The sequence below is a fragment of the Mucilaginibacter gracilis genome, assembly GCF_003633615.1.
GTDB classification, from domain to species: Bacteria; Bacteroidota; Bacteroidia; order Sphingobacteriales; family Sphingobacteriaceae; genus Mucilaginibacter; species Mucilaginibacter gracilis.
In genome coordinates, this window is sequence record NZ_RBKU01000001.1 from 2,895,879 (window position 1) to 2,912,463 (window position 16,585).

Below are 16,585 nucleotides of genomic sequence, written 5' to 3' on the forward strand. Positions count from 1 at the left end.
CTTTTGTCTGTCTTGGTTCTTGTCTCTTGATTCTGATTTATTCTATTTCTAACCAAAAACATTCCGGTTTTTAATGAGGATATTACGTGCAAATTCCTAATTTTGCGCTTTCTATCATAAAACCACATAACATTGGAGCACCAGGAATTAACCACCGTTGAAACCGCTAAAAATTTAGGTTTACTACCCGAAGAATTTGAACGAATAAATGAGATACTGGGGCGCACACCCAACTTTACCGAGCTATCCATCTTCTCGGTAATGTGGAGCGAACATTGCTCATACAAAAACTCTATAACCTGGCTAAAAACCTTACCTAAGGACGGGCCGCGTATGCTGGCCAAAGCGGGTGAAGAAAATGCCGGACTGGTTGACCTGGGCGACGGTATTGGCTGTGCTTTTAAAATAGAGAGCCACAACCACCCATCGGCACTGGAGCCCTATCAGGGTGCTGCAACGGGCGTTGGGGGCATTAACCGCGATATTTTTACAATGGGTGCAAGGCCCATTGCACAACTAAACTCGTTAAGGTTTGGCGATTTAAAACTGGATAAAACCAAATGGCTGGTTAAAGGCGTTGTAAAAGGCATTGGCGATTATGGTAATGCTTTTGGTATACCCACCGTTGGCGGCGAATTATTTTTCGACGAATGTTATAATATCAACCCGTTGGTTAACGCCATGTCGGCAGGTATTGTTAAGGCTGGCGAAACTGTTTCGGCAACATCATACGGCGTTGGCAACCCGGTTTACATAGTAGGCTCGGCAACAGGTAAAGATGGTATACATGGTGCGGCTTTTGCATCAAAAAATATAACCGAAGATTCGGTAAACGATTTACCCGCCGTGCAGGTAGGCGACCCTTTTCAGGAAAAACTATTACTTGAAGCAACGCTTGAGGTTATTAAAACCGGTGCCGTTGTAGGCATGCAGGATATGGGTGCTGCGGGTATCATCTGTTCCAATTCAGAAATGTCGGCCAAGGGCGAGCATGGTATGCGCATTGATTTGGATAAGGTACCAACCAGGCAGGCTAACATGAAGCCTTTTGAAATATTACTATCAGAATCGCAGGAGCGGATGCTGATTGTGGTATTTAAAGGTCGTGAAAAAGAAGTAGAGGCTGTTTTTGATAAATGGGATCTTAATTGTGCCATTATTGGCGAGGTTACCGATACCAAACGCCTGCATTATTATATGAATGGCGAATTAGTAGCCGACGTGCCTGCCGACGACCTTGTTTTAGGTGGGGGTGCCCCCATTTACAAACGCGATTATAAGGAGCCGGCATATTTTCAAAAAAATCAACAATTTAAAATAGAAGACGTTGCCGAGCCAGCCGATTTAAAGGCTGTGGCCGATCATTTGGTATCGCACCCTAATATTGCATCAAAGCGTTGGGTTACTAACCAATACGATTCGATGGTGGGCGTACAAACCATGACAACCAACCGCCCCTGCGATGCAGCCGTGGTAGCTGTTAAGGGCACAAATAAAGCCATTGTATTAACTGTTGACTGCAACTCGCGCTATGTATACGCCGACCCGCAAAAGGGTACCGCAATAGCCGTAGCCGAAGCGGCCCGTAATATTACCTGCGCCGGTGGCGAGCCTGTTGCCATTACCAATTGCCTAAACTTTGGCAACCCGTATGTGCCCGAAGTTTACTGGCAGTTTGTGGGCGCTATTAAAGGTATGAGCGAAGCTTGTACTAAATTTGAAACCCCGGTAACGGGTGGCAACGTGAGCTTTTACAATCAATCAACCGATGATGGGCCTGTATTTCCTACACCCACTATTGGTATGCTTGGTGTAATGGATGATATTGCCAATATCATGACCGCCGATTTTAAACAAGCCGGAGACATCATTTACTTGTTAGGCGAATCGGTTAATGATATTGCATCATCGCAATACCTGGCATCCTACCATAAAATACTTGCTGCACCTGCGCCGCATTTTGATTTGGAAAAAGAGTATGCCTTACACCAGGTAATTAAGCAACTGATAACTCAAAAATTAATACAATCGGCACATGATGTTGCCGACGGTGGCCTATACATAACACTGCTGGAAGCGGCCATGCCAAATGGCTTAGGCTTTGCCATTGAGAGCGACGACAGTATCCGTAAGGATGCGTTTTTGTTTGGCGAGGCACAGGGTAGGGTAGTGGTATCGGTTAAGCCTGAAGGGCAGGAAGCATTGATAGAGCTACTTTCAACATCAGAAATTGAATTTACTTTACTCGGTACAGTTAACAATGGCGACTTGTTGGTTGACGAAGAATCGTTTGGTACAACGGCAGAAGCCAAGAATGTTTTTGATAACGTGTTGCATGATATTTTAGGAGATTAATGTTTAAACTAAGCCGGATACATCATATTTCTATAATTTGTTCGGACTATGCAGTGTCTAAACATTTTTATACCGTTATATTAAGCCTCGAAATTGTTCGGGAGGTGTACCGGGAAGCGCGGCAGTCGTACAAGTTGGATCTGATGGTTGGCGATCAATATCAAATTGAATTATTCTCTTTTCCGCATCCGCCGGCAAGGCCTTCAAAGCCCGAGGCTTTAGGTTTAAGGCACCTGGCGTTTGAGGTTGACGATGTAGCCGCCACAGTTAAATATTTAGAACAGCAAGGTGTTGTAGTTGAACCGATAAGGATTGATGAATTTACCGGCAAACAATTTACCTTTTTTACCGACCCGGATGGCTTGCCACTGGAACTGGTTGAAAAGTAGGGCGTTAGTATGGGATTGTATAGCGGTTAATGCTTGGCGCAGAAGATTTCTCCTCCATAGCAATGGCATTAGCTTTTATTTGTTTATGTCATTGCGAGGAACGAAGCAACCGCACGGAGACATATTCGCCCCGCAAACTTCGCTGCTCTACGTGCGGTTGCCACGCTATCGCTCGCAATGACAAAAAAATAAAAAGGACTTGCTATTCAAATTCAAACAATTCGAGGTAGAGCAATCGGGCTGCGCCATGAAAATCAATACCGATGGTGTATTGTTGGGCTGTTTGGCAGGAACAGGGCAGCCCCAAACCATATTGGATATTGGCACCGGTACCGGAGTTATTGCCATGATGATGGCACAGCGGTTTCCGGATGCTATAATTGATGCGGTTGAAATTGATACTTCAGCCGCCCAAACCGCTCAAAAAAACTTTAAAGGCTCGGTATTTGCAAACAGGCTTAATGTTTACCCGGTTGGGTTTGAGGAGTATTTTACAACGTATCCACAAAGCAAGTATAACGTTATTGTATCAAACCCGCCATTCTATATTAATTCGTTAGAGGCAGCAGCAACCAAAACAAATTTGGCCAAGCATACCGATGGGTTTTTCTTCGAAACGTTAATTAAGGTAGTTTCTACACACCTAACAAGCAACGGTCTTTGCTGGTTAGTACTGCCCATTTCTACGGCAGTATTGGTTAAGCAACTGTGTTTGCAAAACGGCTTATTTGTGCAGCAGGTTATCGCCATCCAATCCTTCGCCCATAGCGAACCTCATCGCCAAATAATTGCCTTTGGTTTAACAGAAACAGAAATAGTGCAGCAGCAGTTTGTTATTTACGATGCACCAAAAGTTTACAGCGGGCAATACCAGCAATGTTTAAGAGATTTTTTTACTATCTTTTGAGCAAATGTTATTTTGCGCCGGGTTTAATGCACTAAAAATTGAGCTTAACAACCCAATAGTACACTTCCGAAATTTGACATGACGAAAATTGGCCTTTTATCCGATACGCACGGCTATCTTGACGATGCTGTTTTTAAACATTTTGATAGTGTTGACGAAATATGGCACGCCGGCGATTTTGGCACCATAGAACTTGCCGATCAACTTGCTGCTTTTAAGCCTCTGCGTGGTGTTTTTGGCAATATTGATGATAAGGATATTCGCTTGCAGTACCCCGAAGACCTGCGTTTTAATTGTGAAAATGTAGATGTATGGATGACGCACATTGGCGGTTATCCGGATAAATACAGCCCGCGCGTAAAGCGTACTATTTACACTAAGCCACCCGCTTTGTTTATAACGGGGCACTCGCATATATTAAAAGTTATTTTTGATAAAAAAATTAATTGCTTGCACCTAAACCCCGGTGCAGCAGGCAAACAAGGATGGCACAGGATGCAAACTTTGATGCGTTTTTGCATAACTGACGAAAAAATTCATACCTTAGAGGTGATAGAATTAATTAAATAATATTGTAAAAAATACACTAAGTATATGACAGCACTAACTACTTTGGGCCAATTTATAATTGAAAAACAGGCAGATTTTCCGTACGCTAAAGGTGAGTTATCGCGTTTATTGCGTGATATTGGCATAGCTGCAAAAATTGTGAACCGCGAGGTTAACAAAGCCGGTTTGATGGATATATTGGGCGATGCAGGTAGTATTAATATACAAGGCGAATCGCAAAAAAAGCTGGATGTATTTGCTAATGAGCAGTTTATATCGGCTTTAAAGAGCGGTGGCGAGTGTTGCGTAGTGGTTTCGGAAGAAAACGATGAGTATTTATATATCGATTCGGAAATATCAAAAGATGCCAAGTACATTGTAGCGATGGACCCGTTGGACGGATCGTCTAACATTGATGTGAACGTGAGTGTGGGTACAATATTCTCCATCTTCCGTCGCAAGTCAAAGGCTGGTGAAGCCACTATGGAAGATGCATTGCAAAAAGGGATTGACCAGGTAGCTGCCGGTTATATAATTTACGGCTCATCTACCATGTTGGTTTATACTACGGGCAAAGGCGTTAATGGTTTTACGCTCGATCCGTCGATAGGGGAGTTTTGCTTATCGCACCCTAACATGACCATACCCGAAGATGGTTATATTTACTCTATTAACGAAGGTTATTATACCCATTTCCCGGATGGGGTTAAAAAATATATAAAATATTGCCAGGTAGAAGATGTGGCAACGCAACGGCCATATACATCGCGCTATACCGGATCGATGGTGGCCGATTTACACCGTAACATGATTAAGGGCGGAATATTTATTTACCCCATTACCGCGCAGGCGCCCAATGGTAAATTGCGTTTGGTGTACGAGTGCAACCCTATGGCCTTTATTATTGAACAGGCCGGAGGTTTTGCCTCAAACGGTTATCAGCGTATTTTAACATTGGACGTTACCGAACTACACCAACGTTCTGCAATATTTATTGGCTCGGCCAATATGGTTAAACAGGCCGAAGAAATGATGAAATGCTTTTCGCCACAGGTAACTAAAAAGTCGTTTGAGGGCGTGGTGAATATTCAGTAAATTTTTATCAATCCCTAATAAGAATGAATAAGACAAAGATATTCCGGCTTTTATTGCCAGTTGGGTTATTTGTGCTTGCGTGTAGTTTTATTTTAATTCACTATTTACCCATTCCCGATTTTGCATCGGGAATGTTGGTAGGCTTCCCTTTAGCTTTAATGATAGCGGGTTTAGTAAAAGGTAATTATATAAAAGCTATCTGAAATTAAAGAAGACTGCCTTTAGCTGCTTCCGCTTCAAAAACGCTATCTATCAAAAGGGTTTTTTGCTTTCCTGCAGCAACTGCAAGTACATCGCAACGCTCGTTTTCGGGGTGCCCGTTATGGCCGCGTACCCATACAAACTTCACCTGGTGTATTTTGCTAAGTTCTAAAAAACGCAGCCAAAGGTCTTTGTTCTTTTTATCCTTAAAGTTTTTTTGTACCCAGCCGTAAAGCCATTTTTTTTCAACAGGTTCGATAACGTACTTTGAATCGGAAAAAATGGTGACCTGCTGTGGCGATTTTAGCGCCTCTAAGCCTTTAATAACTGCAAGTAGCTCCATACGGTTATTGGTGGTTTTACGGAAGCCCTCTGATAGCTCTTTATAATGATTGCCCGAACGCAATATTACGCCATACCCGCCCGGGCCCGGGTTACCGCTTGATGCCCCGTCTGTAAAAATCTCCACCATGTATTAGTTATTGAGTTATTGAGTTATTGAGTTATTGAGTTATTGAGTTATTGAGTTATTGAGTTATTGAGTTATTGAGTTATTGAGTTATTGAGTTATTGAGTTATTGAGTTATTGAGTTATTTTTTTGACCTGCTAAGTTGATGATAATGATTTGGAATGGAAAGCAATATATTAACAGAGTTTGGTAGCAAAGCTTAAAGTCTCCCCAATCGGGGGAGATTTAGAGGGGGCTGTTTTTTTAACGTAGTTTTTTACCTTTTAACCTTAGCGAATTGCCAATAACAACCACATCCGAAAAAGCCATAGCAAATGCGCCTAACATAGGGTTTAGTAGCCCAATTGCAGCCATTGGTATAGCTACTATGTTGTAAGCAAAGGCCCAAAACAAATTTTGTTTGATGGTGATAAGCGTGTGTTTACTGATCTGCAAAAATTTAACTACCGAGTGCAGATCGGTATTGAGCAAAATAACCCTGGCCGATTGTATGGCTACCTGGCTGGCATCATTCATAGAAACGCCAACGTCAGCCTGGGTTAGGGCGGGGGCATCATTAATGCCATCACCTATCATCACGGTTTTGCCTTTTTGTTTGTATAAATCAATAATAGATAACTTTTGTTCGGGCAGTTTTTCAGCATGTATTTCGGTAATGCCAATAGCATCTGCAACCTGTATGCATTTACTTTTTCTGTCGCCGCTTAACAGTACCGGGATGATATTCATTTTTTTGAGTTGGGTTATTAACTCCTTTGCATCCGGTTTTATTTCATCTTCGATGGATATTTGCGCCAATAACTGTTGGTTTTGGTACAAAAAGAGGTTAAAGTCGGCACCATTATCGGCTTTATTACTTTTCAGTCCCGAACCCAGAAAATAATTATTGCCTTCAATATCTTCGGCACGCATACCCAGGCCCTTTTGTTCCGTTACAGATTTTAGGATAACCTTTTTTAGCGGGAGCGATTTTAATTCGCGTACTAACGATTGGGCAATAGGATGGTTGGATCGTTCTTCGATAGAAAAGATCAGGCCCCTTATTTTTTCAATATCATCAATTTCTGTTTTAATTTCCTGTATCCTGAATTTGCCGGTTGTTAACGTGCCCGTTTTATCAAATACAACGTATTTGGTGTTTGCTATAGCTTCGATGGTATCGCCACCTTTAATGAGTATGCCATTTTTTGCTGCACGGCCCAAACCAACCATAACAGCTGTAGGCGTTGCCAACCCCATAGCACAAGGGCACGATATAACCAATACAGCTATGGCATGCATTAACGCTTTTTGGAAGCTTACATCAAACAGCCAATAACTTAGCCCAAACGTTAACAGCGCAACACCTATTACAACCGGAACAAATATTGCGGCAACTTTATCGCCCAGTTTTTGTACCGGCGGTTTGGCCGATTGTGCCTTTTTCATGAGCTCAATAATTTGCGAAAGCACCGTATTAGAGCCAACTTTGGTAGCTATCATCCGGATGTTTCCATGCTGAACGATGGTACCGCCGATAACAGTACTGTATTTTGTTTTTTCTACCGGGATACTCTCGCCGGTTAACATAGATTCGTCTATAGCAGCATCTCCCGATAGTACATCCCCGTCAACTGGTACTTTATCGCCCTGGTTTACCTGCAATATATCACCAGGGCGCACATCCCTGGCACTAATTATCTCGGTTTCGCCATTCAGGATGCGGTTTGCTGTTACCTGCTGTATCTTTACCAGGTCTTTAACGGCAGAGGTGGTTTGGCTAACAGATCGTTTTTCGAACGCGTTACCTAATAGCACCAGGGTAATTATAGTGGCGCAGGTTTCATAAAAAAGGTAATCGGGGCCAAGGTTTTGTATCGTTCCTATTAAACTGTAAATAAACGCCGACGATGAACCCACAAAAATAAGAACATCCATATTGGGCACCCCGCCTTTGATGGAGTTATATGCACTTTTACCAAAATGCATGCATCCTAATATAAAAACCGGCAGGCAAAGTATAAGCTGAACAATTGGGTTATGGAAAAAATGCCATGGCAGCACCATATGCAGCAATAATGGGATGGTAAAAAAGAGGGAAAACAGAAATTTGTTCTCCACTTTTTCGTAAAAGTGCTCGTTATTGAGGTTTAAATCGTCTACCACTTTAAAACCAAGCCCTTCAATGTTTTTTATTACTTCGGGTAAAACCGAATCGTCGGTAGTAGAAAATTTTACTTCTTCGCTGGCAAAATCAACAAAAATATTTTGGAAGCCTTTCTTTTCCAAAAGTTTATGGATAGATAGGGCGCAATTGTTGCAATGCATCCCGGTAACATTAAGTTCAATCATCTGCTCTGCCATAGTAACAAAGCTAGCTAATAGTTTAAAATCGTTCTAAATAAAAAAGTAAACTTTATGTAATATTAAAATACACTTGATTTTAGCCAGAAGATTTATACCTTTGCAATCTCCAAAACGGTAGATGTAGCTCAGTTGGTTAGAGCATCGGTTTGTGGTACCGAGGGTCGTGGGTTCGAGCCCCATCATTTACCCTTTATGGGGCAAGGTCTTTAAAACAGATTTTTGCCCCATTTTTTTTGCCTGTAACTCCTTGTTTTTCACATAGATTACAGACGCAGCCTCGTTCATTTTTGTGGTTCGACATCCCCCCTCAGAATAAGTCAATTTTTCAGGAAAAAGCATCCCTACTAAGTATCTTTGACCGGCAATGGTCGAATCATCAAAGAACCGATCCAGCATTTCCAGGTTCAAAATGGCCTTTTCTGCTATCGGTCGGATATTCAAAAGGTTCGAACTTTGTTCCATAACCGTGTTCAGCTTCGCTTCCAGCCTTACCACCTGTTCACTGGCATCATCTTTTACCTTGCGAAATTCCGCCGCATCAATCTCGTCTGATAGCATCAGCTCCCTGGCTTTATCAATTCGGTTGTTTTGCTCATTGATGTGTTGTATTAATTCTTTGCGTTCTTCTTTTATAGAACGTGTTTGGTTATTGTAGCAGTCCGTCACAGTTTCGACAAATAGTTCTGAGTAACCTTTACGTGGTAAAAACAGCAGCAGTTCCTCCATAAATGACTTATTGACTTCCTCAGCCCTAAAGCGAACGCCACAGGCAGAACGGCAATGATAATAAACCCTATAAGTGGTGCGGCCTTTGGAAGCACTGCCGGTTAACATTCTTGGACATTTAGGACATTTCAAAAAGTTGCGCAGTGGCAGATCCTTTGGCGTGGCTATCGCTAATCCATATACTTTCTTTCTACCATCCAGTACGTCCTGTACTTTGTAGAATAACCCTTCTGAAATCAGCGGTTCGTGTAATGCCTGTACCAGTCTTGCCGGTTCATCTTTATATTCAGCCAGCCTGATCTTTCCGCAGTAAGCGGGGTTTCTTACGCAGGTATAAAAGTTATTTTTGCTGCATTTAATGCCTTTTTCACGCATAGCGTGCAATATTTGTTCGCCTGAAAAAATACCTTCACTTAACTGCTCGAATACCCATTTCATTACCGACGCTTCCGGTTCTTTAATAGCAATATACCTGGAACCGTTTTCGCGCGCCTTGTTTGCATAACCCAATGGGGCTTTACCCATCCATCGTCCCTCTTTCTTGGCCTGCCTGATGCCGAAGAACGTATTCAATCCCCTGCGGTCATTCTCAATTTCAGGGGTAGTCAGGTAAATGGCCAGCATCATCTTGTTTTCCGGAATACTCATATCCAGAGGCTGCTCGATAGCCTGCGGATCAACACCCAGTTTTTTCAGTGTGGTGATCATTTGGTAGGCATCCGAAGTATTCCTGCTAAATCTGTCCCATTTGGTAAATAACAATAAGTCTGTTTTGTGCTTGTGTTTTTTGAGGGTAATGAGCAGTTTTTTCCATTCCGGTCGATTAAAGGTTTTTGCGGAATGATCTTCAAAGATGACATTTCGTACTTTAATGTTCTGCATTTCACAATACTGTCGGAGTACGTGTTCCTGGCTTCGGGGCGAGTACCCTTTTTGTGCCTGTTCGTCCGTACTTACACGGACATACAAATCTGCGGTTTTCATAATTTTTTTCTTTAATTCATAATTTCCTGTTTTTGGGCGAAACGCCATTTTTTTGCCTTGAAACGGTCAAAATGGCTTCCGATACAGACAAGTTACTCAATTTATACAGGAAATCCAACATCTGTTCAGCCGTCTCTAAACTGATATGTGTACCATGTTTAGCCAATATTTCCGTTGCTTTTTTCGGTGTTACCGTACGCTTTTCTTCTCTTAAATAAAGTTGCATAGCTAAATATTATGGCACCAAAATTCGTATAACACGGCAGTCGTTCGTCAGTACTACTGATGGATTTTTTCTGTGGCATTTTTATTTGTCAGTACTACTGATAAGCAGATTTGATGGCATGGCATCTTTGATCATTCATTAAATGATAAGCCGATGAAAGATCATAAAGACCCAAATGTAAAAGGCCGTAAATACCACGGCAGCCCTTACCTCAAACTGAAAAAGGTAGGCCAATCTCCCAGGCGGGAAATCAAGCAGCGATTGAGATGCGCGGTGTCGCTTGGTTATGCAATTCAGTCCGATCCGGCTGCCGGTTAACCATAATTTAATAACAGTTCATTCGATCATTAACCAAAGTTTTACAGCACTTCGGAAGGCGCTTTTTTGTAGCCCGCGTGGTCTAGGCAAAGATGTATTTTTGCATGCGCAAAAAATCTTTGCCGTCCTTCCGGCCGGGGCATCACTCGGAACTCGTGCTGCCTGAACTTTATATAAGTGAAGTGTATGCCAAGAAGAAAAACGGAAAACCCCGAAGAATTACTCAGCCATAATATCATTATCCGGGTAACAGAAAGCTTGTTCAACAAGCTGGAAAAACTGCGCAAAGAAAGCGGAGTGCTATCCATTGCCGACATATGCAGGAAGATTTTATTAAACCAAAAGATCAAACTGCTCACCTATGATGCGACCATGAACCCTGTCATGGAAGAGCTGGCACTGATCCGGAAAGAGCTTAAAGCCATTGGCATCAACATTAACCAGATCACCAGGCATTTCAATGCAGATAAGGTCGAAACACACAGGGGATTCTATGCTTTGAAGGTGGCTGAACAATACAAAAAGGTTGATGAACGGGTAGAAATCTTGCTGAAGATCATTTCAAAACTGGCGGACAAATGGTTGCAAGAATAAGCACAGGTAAGAGCATAAGGGCTATGCTCTATTATAACGAAAATAAGGTTGGCGAAAAAGAAGCCAACCTGATCATGGCGAGCGGCTTTGCCGGGGACATTGAAAGCATGAGCGTGGGACAGAAACTGCACCGCTTTACCCACCTCACCCAATTGAAGCCGAATGTCAAAACCAATGCGCTACACATCTCCCTGAACTTTCATTCCAGCGAGGATTTAAGCAATGCCAAATTACAGCAGATTGCAGCGGCTTATATGGAAAAGATCGGGTTTAGTGATCAACCGTTTTTAGTTTACCGCCACCATGATGCTGCACACCAGCACTTGCATATTGTGACCACCAACATTACTGCCGCTCGTGAACGCATCGACTTGCATGATATTGGCCGTAAATTATCGGAACCGGCACGAAAACAGATCGAAGAAGATTTTAAGCTGATCAAAGCGGAAAGCAAAATATTTAAGGTTGAGGCGGCTATTAAAGCCGCTGATATTAAAAAGGCCAAGTATGGTCATCTACCGACTAAACGTGCACTCAGTAACGTAATAACGGCTGTAACACGGGATTATAGGTTTACTTCACTTGCAGAATTGAATGCAGCCTTGAAATGTTTTAACGTGGTAGCGATGCGCGGTGAAGAACATACGGCAATGTTTCAGAAGAAAGGGCTCATGTATTCATTACTGGATACTAAGGGTAACCCCGTTGGCGTGCCCATTAAAGCCAGCGCGTTTTATACCAAACCGACTTTCAGAAACCTGGAAGTAAAATTTGAACTCAATAAGGGTATCCGGAAACTGTATAAAGAGGAATTGGCTAAACGGATCGATAGTCTGTTTGATAATTACAGGGAAATAACCATATCCAAGTTTGAAACGGAAGCCAGACAGGCGGGGATCACCATTAATTTTCGCAGAAGTGAAAACGGGGACCCTTACGGTATCACCTATGTTGACCATAAAAGCAAAACTGTTTTTAACGGTAGCGATCTGGGTAAGGCCTATAGTGCAAAAGGGATCGCGGAACGGCTCGGTAACACCAACAGATTGGCGAGGTCTGAGGAACAATTTATATCCCGGCCGGCACAGCGGGTAAGTAAAACGCAGAAAAATGAGCCGACTACTTATTTGAAACCTATCAAACAGACGAACTTCCTGACGCTGGCCTTAGCGAAAACACAGCCGGATTATGGCTCAGGTGTGCCACGGAAAAAGAAACGCAAAAAGCGGAATCAGCAACAACAACAAGAATTAACCTTATAAAGCTAATCATATGAATACAGGAGAAGATACGCAAGGATTACGAAAGATTATTGATCTGACCAGACTAATAAGCCTAGCTATACTGGCTATACATTTTTATATCATCTGCTATAAGGCTTTCCTATATTGGGGCTGGACAGCCGAACTCACCAATCGTTTAATTGGCAACCTGGTGGGAACGGGATTGTTTAATGGCATACTTAAACCCAAACTGGCTGGATTGTTACTGTTAGTAATTTCCCTGCTTGGCGTAAAAGGCAAAAAGGACGAGAAAATCAAAAAGAATAGCATTGTTGCCTACCTGTCCTTTGGCTTACTGGCTTACCTGCTTAGTCCGCTTGTGTTCTACCTGCATAATGGCACAACCTTTACAGCGGTCTGGTATATCGGCTTATCGCTTGGCGGTTACCTGCTTATTTTAACTGGCGGCACCTGGCTATCGCGGCTAATCAAAATCAGCCTGACTAAGGATGTTTTCAATACTGAAAACGAGACCTTTCCGCAGGAAGAACGACTATTGGAAAATGATTACTCTATCAACCTGCCGGCAAAATATAGGCTAAAGGATAAAATCAGGGATAGCTGGATAAACGTCATTAACCCGTTCAGGGGACTGTTGGTATCGGGTACGCCGGGCGCGGGTAAGTCCTATTTTGTGATCCGACATATCATCGACCAGCACATCAAAAAAGGATTTACCATGTTCCTATATGATTTTAAATTCGATGACCTATCTAAGATCGCTTATAACAAGCTTCTGCAATACAGGCATAACTATAAGATTCAGCCAGCCTTTTACTTGATTAATTTTGATGATTTGACCCGTACCCATCGTTGTAATCCGCTAGACCCGCAAAGCATGGACGATCTGACAGATGCAACCGAGGCGAGCCGTACCATTATGATGGGCTTAAACCGCGAGTGGATCAAAAAGCAGGGTGACTTCTTTGTAGAAAGCCCGATCAATTTCCTGACTGCTATCATCTGGTACCTGCGAAAATACAAGGATGGTAAATATTGTACTTTGCCACACGTTATTGAATTGTTGCAGGTAGATTATGACCCCTTATTCGCGATTCTTAAACAGCAACCGGAAATACAGGTATTGATCAATCCGTTTATTTCTGCGCATCAGAACAATGCCAAAGCGCAACTGGAAGGTCAGGTTGCCAGTGCAAAGATAGGGCTGGCCCGTTTATCTTCTCCATCGCTTTACTATGTGCTGAGCGGACATGATTTTACGCTGGACGTTAACAATCCTGATGAGCCGAAGATTATTTGCGTAGGTAATAATCCGCAGAAGCTGCAAACTTATGGTGCAGTGTTATCACTTTATATTTCTCGTATGATTAAGCTGGTCAATCGCAAAGGTCAACAAAAAAGCAGCTTGGTATTTGATGAATTCCCGACCATTTATTTTAACAATATGGATAGCCTGATTGCGACTGCCCGCAGTAATAAGGTGGCGACTACGTTGGCGGTACAGGATTTTAGCCAGTTAAAAAAGGATTACGGCGCTGAACAGGCTGATGTAATTACCGGGATTGTAGGTAATGTGATTAGCGGGCAGGTTACGGGCGACACAGCCAAAACCTTAAGTGAAAACTTTGGCAAGATCAAGCAGGAAAAAGAAAGCCGGAACATTAGTGGTTCGGACACATCTTTTACTAAATCCACGCAAATGGATTATGCGATACCGGCATCAAAGATAGCTGCTCTTTCTTCCGGTGAATTTGTGGGCTTTGTTGCTGATAACCCGGAACAGAAGATAGCGCTTAAAATGTTTCACAACGAAATACAAAATGACCATACCGCCATAAAACGGGAAGAAGAAAATTATAGCGATATCCCCGTAATCGAAAAAGTTACTCAGGAGGATGTAATGGCATGTTATGAGAAGGTCAAAAAGGAAGTAGCGAATCTGGTAAAGTCGGAACTGGATAAGTTGAAGCCGGAGATCGAGCCTGTTCAGGAGAAGAAAAAGCCGGTAAAAAAGAAAACTGCCGGGGACAACTTGCCAGCATCAGGAAGGCGAATTAATAAAAAAAACAAGATTTCTTCTGAGCAAACAATTTCTATGTAAACATTTCAATCATAGGTTAATCTGTCACTTTTTAAAGATTTTATAAGTAACATTGCCGTAAATTTTGCGTAAATTTAAAGCAAGGGAACAGGTAAATCATGTCGAAAGGGAGCCAATATTTATTGAACGAAGAGCAGCTGTTTAAGCAACTGTCTGAGGGCGATGAACGTGCTTTCGAATCCATTTACCGATATTACAGTTCACGGCTGTTCCCTTTTGTTGACCGGATGGTTCGTTTACCCGAACTTACGGAAGAGATCATACAGGATGTGTTTATTTTGCTCTGGGCAAAGCGTGAACAGTTGGTAGATGTCAGCAATAAGTCGTCTTATATCTTTCAAATGGCGAGCAATAAGACGCTGGATTACCAGCGAAAGATAGCCAGTAATAAGCGGTTATTGGAAAAAGTAACTTATCTATCAACCGAGCTAAGTAACGAAACCGAAGAAAAAGTGCTTTATAATGATAGCGCTGCCGTACTGGAAGAGGCTATTAATTTACTTCCGCAGCAAAGGAAGCTGATTTATCATTTAAGCCGTGTAGAAGGCTTAAGCCATGAGCAGATTGCTGAGCGGCTGGATATTTCAAAAAGTACTGTTGCCAACCAAATGGTATCAGCAATGAAGCACATACGCACATTTATGGAGAAAAGAGCCGACCTCTTTTCCTATGCTGTTTTCTATTTTCTTACCCGAAAATAGGGCGAAATTAAATTCCCATTATTTTTTTTGTGAGATTTCTCTTTTAATGGCACACTATTTCCACTTTTGATGGCACACAAAAGTGCCCATATTTAGCCAGAATGCGATTTTGTGATTTTTCCCGTCTATTTGTAACACTTTTGTTACAAATGATTTTAGTAATATGATCGGTATCGTTTGACGTAAAGCATTTCATAAAGGTCACGCGTCCGGTCGTATTCGGGCAGCGGATCAATGTAACTGGTATTGCCATTATAGTATTCTTCCTGAACATCAATATCATATCTCCAACGTTTTCGCCTGTCTTCAATTGATTGCAAGTCTTCAACTGATAATGTCCATCTTTTTGATACACGATCTTCGTTAGATCTGCCATCAGGTAAATCGCCAATGGTGTTATAATACCATAATGGTGGGTCAGGCACAATTGACAGCATGCTCTTTTGATTTAGCCGGTATTTGATACATAATTTTGTTAGCCTCCCCGGCCATTCCTCCAGTAACCACATGGCCATACGAAAGACATCGGCCCTTTGTCTTACGGTAAGATCAGCGAGATCAGCGTTTCGGTGGTCGAGACGGTAATCTACAGTTTGCGTTTGATGGTATACATAAGAAACGAATGGGCCGTAACGAAGATTTAAGCTGTTTTTTAATAACATACGGGCTATGCCGTGAACAACTTTAAAGTAACCCACAGAATAGCGTTCTGTTGTACCATAAGGCTGATCCAGATAGTTATTTATCTGCTGCTGCATGCGGATAATATGTTCAGGTGCGCTTTGGGGAATACATTTACTGATATCGCCTTTGCAGATACCACACGCCAAAAGGTACCGGTCACAGTTTTTATAATCGACCATCGCACTGACATCTCTCATTTTAGAAGATGGTTTTGAACAGTGCGGACAAACTTCCCGCAGGTAGCACTTACATTGTAAACAAACAAAGGATATGGATAGTCTCCATTTTCGGCGGTAATATACAGGATGGTCACGACGGGCCAGGCAGCCGGGACAGAAAAGCAGATTACCTTGACCGCTTGCGTCATTAAAGATAGATACCGGTCGTTTTGCCTGCCAGATCAACGGTATAGCGCCATTGTTTTTAACTGTAAAGAGTTTATTATTATAATAATGTAAACTGGCATTACGAATCGCGTCAGAACTGCAATTGGCATAATCGCTAAGTACGTCAAGAGCCCTTATATCGTTTAAATGATCAATGTTGAAATCGGTCTTACCCTCCAGCTTTAACCCCGCACCGGTTAGCAACATGCGCCTGTTTAGTCCATTGTCAAATGCAAGTCTTGTTAGCCAGCTGCTTAGTACTTCATCTTCATATGGACGGCTGAATGCGGGCAATAATTTGCTGTTATT

General features: G+C 42.3%; 15 protein-coding genes and 1 tRNA gene. 11 read left to right on the forward strand and 5 right to left on the reverse strand.

The annotated features are described in order from the left end of the window. Positions 1-132 precede the first annotated feature (132 nt). From purL to fbp, 5 genes are all read left to right on the forward strand, one after another. The gene (purL, locus tag BDD43_RS12380) at positions 133-2,355 is read left to right on the forward strand and encodes a phosphoribosylformylglycinamidine synthase subunit PurL (protein WP_211339672.1); all 2,223 of its coding nucleotides are present in this window, start codon (positions 133-135) and stop codon (positions 2,353-2,355) included. Beyond that, positions 2,355-2,744 (forward strand): SMU1112c/YaeR family gloxylase I-like metalloprotein, encoded by a 390-nt coding sequence (gene gloA2, locus BDD43_RS12385; protein ID WP_121197969.1) that lies wholly within the window; start codon positions 2,355-2,357, stop codon positions 2,742-2,744. Before purL ends, gloA2 begins: the two co-directional genes overlap by 1 nt. 199 nt (positions 2,745-2,943) lie before the next feature. After that, positions 2,944-3,651: a tRNA1(Val) (adenine(37)-N6)-methyltransferase gene (locus tag BDD43_RS12390; RefSeq protein WP_262707411.1), complete on the forward strand. Its 708-nt coding sequence runs from the start codon at positions 2,944-2,946 to the stop codon at positions 3,649-3,651. A gap of 78 nt (positions 3,652-3,729) precedes the next feature. Then, positions 3,730-4,221 carry a metallophosphoesterase family protein gene (locus BDD43_RS12395; protein WP_121197971.1) on the forward strand — a complete coding sequence of 164 codons (492 nt, stop codon included), beginning with the start codon at positions 3,730-3,732 and terminating at the stop codon, positions 4,219-4,221. Positions 4,222-4,245: 24 nt separating this feature from the next. Further along, positions 4,246-5,295 carry a class 1 fructose-bisphosphatase gene (gene fbp, locus BDD43_RS12400; protein WP_121197972.1) on the forward strand — a complete coding sequence of 350 codons (1,050 nt, stop codon included), beginning with the start codon at positions 4,246-4,248 and terminating at the stop codon, positions 5,293-5,295. 205 nt (positions 5,296-5,500) lie between these two features. Here fbp and rnhA read toward each other — a convergent pair whose 3' ends face one another. After that, on the reverse strand, positions 5,501-5,968 hold the full coding sequence (gene rnhA / locus BDD43_RS12410; RefSeq protein WP_121197974.1) for a ribonuclease HI: 468 nt from the start codon (positions 5,966-5,968) through the stop codon (positions 5,501-5,503). Positions 5,969-6,209: 241 nt separating this feature from the next. After that, positions 6,210-8,309, reverse strand: coding sequence for a heavy metal translocating P-type ATPase (locus BDD43_RS12415; RefSeq protein ID WP_121197975.1), 2,100 nt, complete (start codon positions 8,307-8,309; stop codon positions 6,210-6,212). A gap of 117 nt (positions 8,310-8,426) precedes the next feature. Between BDD43_RS12415 and BDD43_RS12420 the strand changes: the two genes are divergently transcribed. Then, positions 8,427-8,500, forward strand: a tRNA-His gene (locus BDD43_RS12420). Here BDD43_RS12420 and BDD43_RS12425 read toward each other — a convergent pair. Together BDD43_RS12425 and BDD43_RS12430 are read right to left on the reverse strand one after the other, a co-directional pair. Next, positions 8,496-10,022, reverse strand: coding sequence for a recombinase family protein (locus tag BDD43_RS12425; protein ID WP_121201973.1), 1,527 nt, complete (start codon positions 10,020-10,022; stop codon positions 8,496-8,498). The genes BDD43_RS12420 and BDD43_RS12425 overlap by 5 nt on opposite strands. A 16-nt stretch (positions 10,023-10,038) precedes the next feature. Beyond that, positions 10,039-10,248: a hypothetical protein gene (locus BDD43_RS12430; RefSeq protein WP_121197976.1), complete on the reverse strand. Its 210-nt coding sequence runs from the start codon at positions 10,246-10,248 to the stop codon at positions 10,039-10,041. A 153-nt stretch (positions 10,249-10,401) separates the two neighbouring features. Between BDD43_RS12430 and BDD43_RS30035 the strand changes: the two genes are divergently transcribed. The 5 genes from BDD43_RS30035 (at position 10,402) to BDD43_RS12450 (ending at position 15,206) form a co-directional block, all read left to right on the forward strand. After that, positions 10,402-10,566, forward strand: coding sequence for a hypothetical protein (locus BDD43_RS30035; protein WP_162847058.1), 165 nt, complete (start codon positions 10,402-10,404; stop codon positions 10,564-10,566). Between the two features lie 186 nt (positions 10,567-10,752). After that, positions 10,753-11,160 (forward strand): plasmid mobilization protein, encoded by a 408-nt coding sequence (locus tag BDD43_RS12435; protein WP_121197977.1) that lies wholly within the window; start codon positions 10,753-10,755, stop codon positions 11,158-11,160. Continuing rightward, positions 11,145-12,422: a relaxase/mobilization nuclease domain-containing protein gene (locus BDD43_RS12440; RefSeq protein ID WP_121197978.1), complete on the forward strand. Its 1,278-nt coding sequence runs from the start codon at positions 11,145-11,147 to the stop codon at positions 12,420-12,422. Before BDD43_RS12435 ends, BDD43_RS12440 begins: the two co-directional genes overlap by 16 nt. Positions 12,423-12,432: 10 nt before the next feature. Further along, on the forward strand, positions 12,433-14,505 hold the full coding sequence (gene mobC, locus BDD43_RS12445) for a conjugal transfer protein MobC (protein WP_121197979.1): 2,073 nt from the start codon (positions 12,433-12,435) through the stop codon (positions 14,503-14,505). Between the two features lie 98 nt (positions 14,506-14,603). Further along, complete coding sequence (locus BDD43_RS12450) at positions 14,604-15,206, forward strand: RNA polymerase sigma factor (RefSeq protein WP_121197980.1); 603 nt, start codon at positions 14,604-14,606, stop codon at positions 15,204-15,206. 155 nt (positions 15,207-15,361) lie between these two features. Here the strand turns inward: BDD43_RS12450 and BDD43_RS12455 are convergent, their stop codons facing one another. Further along, on the reverse strand, positions 15,362-16,570 hold the full coding sequence (locus BDD43_RS12455) for a TniQ family protein (RefSeq protein WP_162847059.1): 1,209 nt from the start codon (positions 16,568-16,570) through the stop codon (positions 15,362-15,364). Between the last annotated feature and the right edge of the window lie 15 nt (positions 16,571-16,585).

Bases quoted from the DNA above. Each gene is read 5' to 3' on its own strand.
- gloA2 (WP_121197969.1), top strand. From the start codon at position 2,355: ATGTTTAAACTAAGCCGGATACATCATATTTCTATAATTTGTTCGGAC.
- BDD43_RS12395 (WP_121197971.1), top strand. From the start codon at position 3,730: ATGACGAAAATTGGCCTTTTATCCGATACGCACGGCTATCTTGACGAT.
- fbp (WP_121197972.1), top strand. From the start codon at position 4,246: ATGACAGCACTAACTACTTTGGGCCAATTTATAATTGAAAAACAGGCA.
- rnhA (WP_121197974.1), bottom strand. From the start codon at position 5,968: ATGGTGGAGATTTTTACAGACGGGGCATCAAGCGGTAACCCGGGCCCG.
- BDD43_RS12415 (WP_121197975.1), bottom strand. From the start codon at position 8,309: ATGGCAGAGCAGATGATTGAACTTAATGTTACCGGGATGCATTGCAAC.
- BDD43_RS12425 (WP_121201973.1), bottom strand. From the start codon at position 10,022: ATGAAAACCGCAGATTTGTATGTCCGTGTAAGTACGGACGAACAGGCA.
- BDD43_RS12430 (WP_121197976.1), bottom strand. From the start codon at position 10,248: ATGCAACTTTATTTAAGAGAAGAAAAGCGTACGGTAACACCGAAAAAA.
- BDD43_RS30035 (WP_162847058.1), top strand. From the start codon at position 10,402: ATGAAAGATCATAAAGACCCAAATGTAAAAGGCCGTAAATACCACGGC.
- BDD43_RS12435 (WP_121197977.1), top strand. From the start codon at position 10,753: ATGCCAAGAAGAAAAACGGAAAACCCCGAAGAATTACTCAGCCATAAT.
- BDD43_RS12440 (WP_121197978.1), top strand. From the start codon at position 11,145: ATGGTTGCAAGAATAAGCACAGGTAAGAGCATAAGGGCTATGCTCTAT.
- mobC (WP_121197979.1), top strand. From the start codon at position 12,433: ATGAATACAGGAGAAGATACGCAAGGATTACGAAAGATTATTGATCTG.
- BDD43_RS12450 (WP_121197980.1), top strand. From the start codon at position 14,604: ATGTCGAAAGGGAGCCAATATTTATTGAACGAAGAGCAGCTGTTTAAG.